Annotated in this window: 9 protein-coding genes; 4 read left to right on the forward strand and 5 right to left on the reverse strand. The window is 46.5% G+C overall.

The features are described 5' to 3' along the window. Window positions 1–61 precede the first annotated feature (61 nt). The gene (locus AAFP11_RS09490; RefSeq protein WP_341736826.1) at window positions 62–613 is read left to right on the forward strand and encodes a glutathione S-transferase family protein; all 552 of its coding nucleotides are present in this window, start codon (window positions 62–64) and stop codon (window positions 611–613) included. 140 nt (window positions 614–753) lie between these two features. Here the strand turns inward: AAFP11_RS09490 and AAFP11_RS09495 are convergent, their stop codons facing one another. The 3 genes from AAFP11_RS09495 to AAFP11_RS09505 form a co-directional block, all read right to left on the reverse strand. After that, window positions 754–891, reverse strand: coding sequence for a photosystem II reaction center protein K (locus tag AAFP11_RS09495; RefSeq protein ID WP_293149949.1), 138 nt, complete (start codon window positions 889–891; stop codon window positions 754–756). A 60-nt stretch (window positions 892–951) separates the two neighbouring features. Continuing rightward, on the reverse strand, window positions 952–2073 hold the full coding sequence (tgt, locus tag AAFP11_RS09500; protein WP_341736827.1) for a tRNA guanosine(34) transglycosylase Tgt: 1122 nt from the start codon (window positions 2071–2073) through the stop codon (window positions 952–954). Between the two features lie 104 nt (window positions 2074–2177). Beyond that, entirely contained in the window at window positions 2178–2627 is a 450-nt protein-coding gene (locus AAFP11_RS09505) for a hypothetical protein (RefSeq protein ID WP_341736828.1), read from the reverse strand. Window positions 2628–2889: 262 nt separating this feature from the next. Between AAFP11_RS09505 and cobS the strand changes: the two genes are divergently transcribed. Beyond that, entirely contained in the window at window positions 2890–3687 is a 798-nt protein-coding gene (gene cobS, locus AAFP11_RS09510; RefSeq protein WP_341736869.1) for an adenosylcobinamide-GDP ribazoletransferase, read from the forward strand. Between the two features lie 86 nt (window positions 3688–3773). Continuing rightward, the gene (locus tag AAFP11_RS09515) at window positions 3774–4073 is read left to right on the forward strand and encodes a hypothetical protein (protein WP_341736829.1); all 300 of its coding nucleotides are present in this window, start codon (window positions 3774–3776) and stop codon (window positions 4071–4073) included. A 513-nt stretch (window positions 4074–4586) separates the two neighbouring features. Here AAFP11_RS09515 and AAFP11_RS09520 read toward each other — a convergent pair. After that, window positions 4587–7058, reverse strand: a complete 2472-nt coding sequence (locus tag AAFP11_RS09520; RefSeq protein WP_341736830.1) for a putative PEP-binding protein — start codon at window positions 7056–7058, stop codon at window positions 4587–4589. Between the two features lie 72 nt (window positions 7059–7130). On the opposite strand from AAFP11_RS09520, the gene AAFP11_RS09525 reads away from it, so the two are divergent. Next, the gene (locus AAFP11_RS09525; protein WP_341736831.1) at window positions 7131–7811 is read left to right on the forward strand and encodes a ComF family protein; all 681 of its coding nucleotides are present in this window, start codon (window positions 7131–7133) and stop codon (window positions 7809–7811) included. 134 nt (window positions 7812–7945) lie between these two features. On the opposite strand, the gene purQ is transcribed toward AAFP11_RS09525, so the two are convergent. Continuing rightward, on the reverse strand, window positions 7946–8647 hold the full coding sequence (gene purQ, locus AAFP11_RS09530; RefSeq protein WP_341736832.1) for a phosphoribosylformylglycinamidine synthase subunit PurQ: 702 nt from the start codon (window positions 8645–8647) through the stop codon (window positions 7946–7948). Window positions 8648–9223 lie beyond the last annotated feature (576 nt).

Here is a 9223-nt window from a genome sequence, read left to right on the forward strand (position 1 = left end):
AATAACAAATAACCAATAACAAATGCTAAAATAAATCAGATTTCGTTAAAGGAAAAAAACGGTGCTGAAACTTTACGGTGGAGCTCGCAGCAGGGCCTCAATTATCAAGTGGTATCTGGAAGAAATAGGCGCGCCCTATGAATTCGTGATGCTGGATATGCAAGCAGGAGCACACTTGGAGCCAGATTTTCTCGAAATTAACCCCATGGGCAAAGTACCCGCGATCGCCGATGGAGATTTTAAACTTTGGGAATCTGGGGCAATTCTGCTCTATTTAGCTCAAAAATATGGTAAAATGCCGAAGAATTTGGAGCAACAAGCTCAAGTCGTGCAGTGGGTACTCTTTGCTAACGCTACCCTAGGACCGGGAATATTTGTGGAAGCAAGTCGCGATCGCGAAACTCCCAAATTGTTAACACCCCTTAATCACATCTTCGAGAAACAGCAGTTTTTGATGGGCGATGAATTCGGTGTCGCCGACGCCGCAGTGGGATCGATTTTAAACTACATTCCCATGATGCTAAAACTAGACCTCAGCGCTTATCCGGCGGTTTTAGACTATATGAAGCGAATTTCAGAAAGACCCGCATTCCAAAAGGCGATCGGCGGCTAAACATAGCATTCATCCCTCTAGACTCTTTCTCTGCGCTCTGGAGCGGTCTGTGCCTTTAAATAATTCCAGAGCAACCGAAAAACTCAACACTAAAAGCAGGGACAATTGGGGAATTGCCCCTGCTTTTAATAAAACCAGAATTATCTGAATCCGACAGCCGCTTGCCAAACAAAAGCCAGCAACAAGAAAAACACAGGAATCACCGGCAAAACATTAATCAAAGGGTCAAAGATCGCATAAGCTTCGGGCAGCTTGGCTAAAAGTAATGCAGCTTCCATGAATCAACCTACCTATCCAACAGATTTTTCATAATTGTCGCATATCTTAAGCAAAGGCAATCATGTTCGATCGACCGTAGGTGTCAGCCAGTGAGCAAACTCCTCTGTAAAGCGATCGGCCAAAATCGCCTCCCGCATCCTCCCGGTAAAGCGAATCAACTCAGTCACGTTGTGAATCGCCAGTAAAGTATATCCCAGCACTTCGTTAGCCCGTGCCAAATGTGCCAAATAAGCCCGACTGAAATTTTGGCAAGTATAACAAGGACAAGACTCATCCAGCGGAGAAAAATCCTCCCGGAACCGAGAATTTTTCAAATTCAAACGTCCCCCCCCAACAAAAGCCGTCCCGTGGCGGGCCAGCCGAGTCGGAATCACGCAGTCAAACATATCTACGCCATTGGCCACCGCCACAGCCATTTCGCGATAAGTCCCAATCCCCATCAAATAACGTGGCTTATTTGCCGGCAACAGGGGTGCTGTGACTTTCACAATTTCTGCGATCAAATCCCCCGATTCCCCGACGCTGACACCGCCGATCGCATAACCGGGTAAATCTAAATCTACTAATTGGTTTGCCGATCGCGATCGCAAATCCGGGTAAACACCCCCCTGCACAATCCCAAACAAAGCTTGATCTGGGCGCGAGTGAGCAGCAATGCAGCGCTTGAGCCAGCGATAAGTCCTGTCTGTCGCCCCTTCCACCTCCTGTCGCGTCGCTGGATAAGGGGGACACTCATCAAAGGCCATAATCACATCCGCACCCAACTCATTTTGGATTTGGATCGATCGCTCCGGTGTCAAATTAATCATACGACCATCGCGGGGGGAACGAAAAGTCACCCCCTCATCAGAAATAGTACGCATTTGGCTCAAGCTAAACACCTGAAAGCCACCCGAATCGGTCAGAATCGGCCCGGACCAAGCCATGAATTTATGCAATCCACCAGCTCCGGCAACAATATCTTCCCCCGGCTGTATGTGCAAGTGATAAGTATTAGCCAAAACCATTTGAGAGCCAGCATCTTTAAGATGTGCAGGCGTCAGAGTTTTGACATTAGCCAGGGTACCCACGGGCATAAACTTAGGCGTTTCTACCACACCGTGGGGAGTGACAAACACTCCCGCACGCGCTTGGGTATGGCTGCAATGGGCAAGAGATTGAAAAGAAAATTTTTCGGACATTAGGAATGGAGCATTGGGCGTTGGGCATTGGGCATCGGAACAATTTTAAACGTTCTTGAGCTTTAGTCGAACTAATTTTGACCCTAGCCTTAGCCAACGATCCTTTAAAACGGCGAATCGTCTTCATCTAATTGATAATCCCAGCTCCCTGAGAGTACCTGATCCACGACTGCATCTAAAGCAGCAGCATTTAAATTCCGGCTGAGTTGCTCTTGCAAAGGATTGGAGAGAGGAATTAACCGCAACTGTCGTCCCTCTTGAATCAGGTCAAAATAAGCACCTTCTTCCTTGGAGTTTTTCAGTTCCAGATAATCAAAACTATCAACATTCAAATAAATAGCCCGGTTGGCAATCAGAGTAGAGCGATTGGGGTTAACGAACACTTCCCGGACATACCCTTCGCCTTGACTGTAAATCTTGCCGTCCTGCATATGTAGGTAGCGGACACGTCCTAAATCGAAGAGCAATCTTTGGATATCGCGCTTGTTGACGACAATGCCTGTATCGATGATGCAAGGAGCAGCCACCCTGTTGTTTAATTGGTCATTACTCATGGAGCAAAAGCCTCTGTTGTAGTATGTTCCCCTGGTCGGAAATCACAGAATTAACTAGATTTTCCTACAAAGGAAACGCTTGTCTTGAGTTAAGTTTCAGTAGATGCAGTTCTTCGGGTGCGCTGTCGGTAGCAGTTTTCTAAAGAAAAGAGCTGTCGCCAGGATGAATGCCTGATCGAAGGAACTAAGGGTGTTACCGATCCAATTCTGGCATACGCTAATGGATTCACAACTCCATACAATGCGAAAAAATTTCTATTTTATGGTGCACAATCAGTTGGTTCGTTCAACGATCGACTTTTTCCGGAATCTGGGGGCTGCACTAGCTGCTGCGGTCGCTTTTTATACTTGTTTGCCGGTGCCGATTTCTTGGACTTTGGAGTTTCGGGGTATTGCTCGCTTTGCACCAGCAATCGGGCTGTTGGTTGGGGGGATGCTGGGACTGGCGGATCTGGGATTGCAGTTGTTGGGGATGCCTGCTTTGACTCGATCGGCCTTGGTAGTAGTTTTGGGTATTGCCCTGACTGGGGGGTTGCACCTAGACGGGGCTATGGACGCGGCGGACGGGCTGGCTGTACCAGACCCCGTGCGACGGCTGGAGGTGATGCGGGACAGCGTTACAGGAGCCTTTGGGGCGATGGCTGCGGTGGCAATCTTGTTGTTGAAAACGGCTGCTCTGACGGATTTGAATGAATATCGGTGGTTGGCTTTGATGGGTGTGGCTGGTTGGGGGCGGTGGGGCCAGTTGGTGGCGATCGCCCACTATCCCTATCTCCGCGCCGAGGGTAAGGGAGCTTTTCACAAGGAATCGATTTATTCTCCTTTTGATTTTATCCCAGGAGTCTTCCTGCTACTGAGTTTGAGTGTGTTGCAAGTTGTCTTGCAGGGCGATCGGTGGCTGTTGGCGGTGGGGATGGCTTTGGGGGGAAGTGCGATCGGAATTTTGACCGGAGCCTGGTTTAACCACCGTTTAGGCGGTCACACTGGTGATACCTATGGTGCTGTAGTGGAGTGGACGGAGGCATTATTATTATGTCTGTTGGCGGCTTTGCAAGGATAATATTTTCTCTCCTGTTGGCTTTCAGTCCCTGCGTTAAATTAGAAAAACCTGCTTACATATAGCCAACCTCAATCCTCTAGAAAACTATGGAATATTTGATTGGTGCGGTTTTGCTCGGAATGTTAATTTGGGCTGGGTTAGAGATTGTCCAAACAATCAAAAGTTGGGACATGAATGCCACAGAAACCAACAGAAAAATTCAAGCTGGAATGGTCAAAGAGACTGCTTACGGTCAATTCGGGGGTGATGCAGTGGAGGGAGCCAGTCAGGCTATTGAAAACACCCTTCATGCTAGTCACTGCGCAGCCGAAACAGTCGTTGGTGAAGTTTCAGCAGGCGCGATCGGTCCTACTGTAGAAGGCTTAATGCACTTGATCCACCATTAGAGCTAATCTGTAGGTTGGGCCCGTGGAACGAAAACCAACCTACAACTGGGTTATTAGTTGGGTGGGGGCGGGTTTATGAAGATGATCTGTGAGTGGCAAAATTCATCGGTGAACCCGCCCCTACGGATTTTATTCAATGTTTTACCAGAAATTTTCTCTAACATTTTACGATGGCTGTAGGGGCGGGCGATGCCCAACCATAATCGCCCAAAAATAACAATCTTAATAAACCCGCCCCCACCTATAAACTAGAACGAATAAACTCGTCCTTTTTCATCAATATAGATTGACCTGTCTTGCCTAGTCCGCCCGTCGGATGTGGTGATTCTAACTGTCACGATGTTTTGCTGAGCATCGACGCTATAGTCGTATTTCAAAGTGGTGGTTCCACCTTTGACATTAATGGGAATATTGGCAATTATGTTAACTTTGAAAGGGATTTTTTTTTAATGATTTTTAATAGACATCAACCATATTTATTATGGAACAGTTATTCTGACTTTTGGCAGCTATCTAATGATTATTTTTAACGATCGCTCGCGCCGCTTCTAGGATGATACGCTGTTCAGCACGGGCGATCGCCCTACAAGTCCGTTCCACAGCATCCGCATTCACAGAAATCGACGAAATCCCCCACAGTACCAGGGATTCTATCATCTCTGGATACAAAGCTGGAGCATCGCCACAGATAGAGCAAGGAATTCCCGCCTCCTTAGCATGAAGGATTAATTGTTCGATCGCCCTCATCATCGGTTGATTGGGCCCACTGAAAGCGCTAGCCATATCTGCCGAGTTGCGGTTAACTCCTAACATAAATTGGCTTAAATCATTGGTGCCGATGGAAATCCCTTGAACTCCTGCTTTCACGTAATCTGACAATAAAAATAAAACCGAAGGAACCTCTGCCATAATCCACAGTTTAAACTCAACAGGTCGCTGTTGCCAAACTGTTTCTAAACGCTGCTTGCAGAAGCTAAACTCGTCTACAGAGCGCAGAAATGGCAAAAGTAAATTAATATTTGTATAGCCAGAATCCCAGGATGTTTTTAGTACCTTTAATTCCCAATCAAATAACTCTGGTTCAAAGGTATAACTGAAACTACCGTGGATTCCCGATTCCCGTAAATCCAGGGAGCGATAAAATATGGGACGGGGAAAGACTGCGGCAGCAAATAAATTTAACTGAGTCGCCATGCGATGCACAAATTCAGATTCCCGACCATTTTGCAACCAAACTTGAGGATTTATACCTTCCAAAGCTTCCATGGCCATTAATTCCGATCGCACTAATCCAATGCCGTCTATGGGCAGATTTCTGAGATGCTCGATGGAGCTCATTTGGCTGACATTCACCATCAGTTGAGTCGCTGTTGCTGCGCTGACAACATTTTGAGGTAATTCTGATGGCTGAGATTTTGGTTCTAGATGGGATGGAGATGCTGTCGGGAATTGGTGATGGGCGATCGACATTTTGGCTGCTGTAATGGACAAATCTGCATGATTGGCTATTTCTCCATAATTGCTGATGTTTGTAGGGTCGATTCCCTCAATTTGAGCGGATGCAAAAACTTCTCCGGTGTCACCATCTAGCCACACCGAATCCCCAGTCTCGATCGCGCGAGTGGCACCGACAACTCCCACCACAGCGGGGATACCCAACTCCCTAGCTAAAATCGCCCCATGACCGGTCATACCTCCTTGTTCGCAAACAATCCCAGCAGCTAATTTGAGCCAAGGTAGCCAATGGGGATAAATTTCCCGTGCCACCAAAATTCCCCCGGCTACAAATTCCGATTTTTCTGCATGGGAATTAGTCATAACTTGGGCAATTGCTTTAACTTTTCCCGATCTGGCTGCCAAGCCTTTGAGTAGCCTAGGGTTTCTGCCTAGGCCAATTAAATTTTGGTTAGTTTGTGCGGTCGGATTTTCCAATATTTGCGGGGCTGTTTTGTTTTTCAAGGGGCGAACTTGAGTAAAATAAAACTCCGGTTCGTTACATTCTGCCGACTGATTCATCGTCCACTCTAAAATTAGCTCGAAATCGAATTCACTCCTTGCTTTTTTGCTCATATCGAGTAACTTTAGTAACAAATGCTGATTTAATACATATTCATTTTGTAATTTTTCACCTAATATATAAATATCCAAACAACTTCCAGCAGAATTTGGTCGGGGAAACAGAGAGTTAGGAATTTGGAAAGTGTTCCCCTTTCCGATATATGATTTTTCTTCCGATTGGATTTCGTCGCTTTTGAGATGATAAGCTAATGTTTTGTAACCCAATCGCTGGATGGTAATTTTGCCTGTTTCCGGTTGCACTTGATAGTAATCGGGGATGGTTTCTCCCCTAGCGAGGGACATTCCTAAACCGCAGGTGGCTTGGATTTCCCAGCCTTCACTGCTGTTAGTTTCCACCGCACCGGCGGCGATCGCACAAGAAAGTGGCTGCACCAAAACTGCGGGATTAATTTCCTGTACATTCATGCCACACCGTTGCCAGTAAAATAGTCTTTGGGCTCTGAACAGTTCAGCCCAAGCTCGTTTGAGTCCGGCCTCGATGGCTGCTGGTTCGGCGCGCACTGCTTGAGATTCCAGCATTCCGGCGGTGTTCGGATTTGGCGCAGTCAGGGAAGGGCGAAAAATTAATGCTTTGCAGTTTAGTTGAGAAACCGCCGCATCCAGGGTGGAGAGTAAGGAATCTGGCAGTTTGGTGGAGGTGATTTGTCGGCGAATGCTGCGGGCGATGGCTTGGAGTTGTTTTGGTTCATCGACATTCAAGTGCAGTGAAGAGTTTGGCCAGTCTGCAAACAGCGGTTCCAACCAGTCTATGGACTCTAGAAACTGCCAAAATGCTTTTGCAGGCACAACAAAACCCGGTATGACGGGATGATTTTTTTGCATTAAACAGCTTAAGTAAAATGCTTTTTCTCCCACGGCATCTCTGTCTGATGGTTTAATTTTGTCTAGCCAGTAGAAGTTGTCCACGCTGTTAGCCTTTCTAGGAAATTGATTGAAAATTCAAATTTTTCCCGATTAATCACTTATTGCAATTTTAATATGAACCATCGAAAATGGACGAAATTCGTCAAATCTTTTCTCAATTTATTTCTTAAGTCTAACTGTCCTCTTTGTCAGCGACCAGCTACCTCAGATTTGTGTCCCTACTGTCGCCAGCAACTTCAAGGCTGTCGATTAGCCGATCCTGGTGCATTTTGGGATTCCCAGAAGGCTGTTTTTGTGTGGGGGGAGTACGGCGGGGCTCTGAAACGGGCGATCGCAGCTTTGAAATATAACGATCGTCCAGAGTTAGCGAAACCCCTGGGCTACTGGATGGCGGAAGCTTGGCTAAATTTTCCCGAATTAGCTATTGATAATTTAACCGTTGTACCGATTCCACTGCATAAGGAAAAGCTGAAACAGCGGGGATTTAATCAAGCGGAACTTTTGGCGGAAAGTTTTTGCGAGTTAACGGGTTTGCCTTTACAGCGACATGGTTTAGAACGGATCAAGTATACTGAGGCACTATTTCAACTTTCTATCGCACAGCGGCAAGCCGAAATGAAGGATGCTTTAATTTTGGGTAAGGATTTTCGTCGCAGACTTCCTGGCGATCGGGTGTTGTTAGTTGATGATATTTATACTAGCGGTACTACGGTGCGATCGGCTATTCAAGTATTGAAGCAGTCAGGAATTTCGGTATATGGAACTGTTGCCCTTGCAAGTCCTAGAAAAACCTGAAATTGATTGAATTTCTGGTTGAATAAAAAGTCGATCGCGATTCTCGGTTGGGCGGGGCGGGTGGAGCGAGATTATCTGTAGGTGACAAACTCGATCGGCGAACTTGCCCCTACACCAAATATCCCCAATATCAACTATAAAATTGCGGCCACAGTTGACATCAGCAACCCTTGAAATAATTTCATCCCATCAGTCTCACCCAACATCGGATCGGATGCCCGTTCTGGATGTGGCATCATTCCTAACACATTGCCAGCCCGATTGCAAATTCCAGCAATATTATTTAACGAACCGTTGGGATTCCCAGCATCGTTAATTTCGCCCGCTTCTGTGCAGTACCGAAACAACACTTGATCGTGTTCTTCTAGTTCTGCCAAAGTATTGGCATCGGCATAATAGTTGCCTTCTCCGTGGGCGATGGGCAAATCGATGATTTCACCGGAGGTATAGGCGGAAGTCCAAGGAGTATTACTGCCTTCGACTTTCAACGAAGTGCGATCGCAAATAAAATTCAAGCCCGCATTTCGCACCAGAGCACCGGGGAGCAAACCAGCTTCAGTCAGCACCTGAAAACCGTTGCAAATTCCCAGTACAAGTTTGCCTTTGTTGGCGTGTTCCGCAGTCGCTTTCATCGCTGGAGAAAAACGGGCGATCGCGCCGCACCGCAAATAATCTCCGTAACTGAAACCACCGGGAACTACCATAATATCGATATCTGAAATATCGGTATCTTCGTGCCAAATCATCCGCGTTGGTTGGTGTAGTAACCCTTGAGTTACCCACACCACATCGCGATCGCAATTTGAACCAGGAAAAACAATAACTCCAAATTTCATAAGCAGAAGGAAGAAGAAAGAAGGAAGAGGGAAGAAGGAAGAAGGAAAACTCTTGTCCCCCCCTTATTAAGGGGGGCTAGGGGGGATCGAAATTAGATAGAAAACAGATAGTACCTTGGTTGGTATCGAAGTCTCGATCCCCCTAAATCCCCCTTAATAAGGGGGACTTTGAGTGTTCCGAGTTCTTGTGTTTTTAACAGAGACTTTGAATGCTCTTGTCTCCGCTTTTTAAGGCAGACTTTGAGAACTCTCTTGTCCCCCCCTTATTAAGGGGGGCTAGGGGGGATCGAAATTAGATAGAAAACAGATAGTACCTTGGTTGGTATCGAAGTCTCGATCCCCCTAAATCCCCCTTAATAAGGGGGACTTTGAGTGTTCCGAGTTCTTGTGTTTTTAACAGAGACTTTGAATGCTCTTGTCTCCGCTTTTTAAGGCAGACTTTGAGAACTCTCTTGTCCCCCCCTTATTAAGGGGGGCTAGGGGGGATCGAAATTAGATAGAAAACAGATAGTACCTTGGTTGGTATCGAAGTCTCGATCCCCCTAAATCCCCCTTAATAAGGGGGACTTTGAGTGT

The organism is Microcoleus sp. CAWBG640 (assembly GCF_020883015.1).
GTDB lineage: Bacteria > Cyanobacteriota > Cyanobacteriia > Cyanobacteriales > Microcoleaceae > Microcoleus > Microcoleus anatoxicus.